This window comes from Thermus sp. FJN-A (assembly GCF_054655095.1).
Window position 1 is genome coordinate 1 of sequence record NZ_BAAHSC010000170.1, and the last position, 350, is coordinate 350.

General features: G+C 64.6%; 1 pseudogene. It reads left to right on the plus strand.

Annotated features, from left to right (window positions below):
• Positions 1-350, plus strand: a pseudogene (locus ACYQ0J_RS05315) (IS200/IS605 family accessory protein TnpB-related protein); the annotation flags it as partial.

The following is a 350-nucleotide window of genomic DNA, read 5'->3' on the forward strand; positions in this document are numbered from 1 at the left end:
GGTTCAGGGAGAAGCTTCCCGAGGGGTACGAGAAGCTCCTGAAGGACGAGGCGTTCCTGGCCCACGCCCAGGGGTTCTACCGGGCTAAAGCCGAGGAACTCCGCACTCAGAAGAGAAACGAGCGTGACAAGTCCCGCGGGGACAGCCTCTCCCGTGAGCTCAAGAGGGCTCAGGGGTCCCTGTCCCTGCTCTCAAGCCTTCAGGGCTCGCCGGGCGGCCGGGACGGGTTTACCGGGGGAAGGAAACGTCCCGGTACCAACGCCTGGAGGGTCCTGAGGGTAGGCCTCTTCCTTCCCCTCCTTGGGAAGACGGTGCCCCGTGACCTCTCCCCGTTGAAGGTCTTCCTTCAC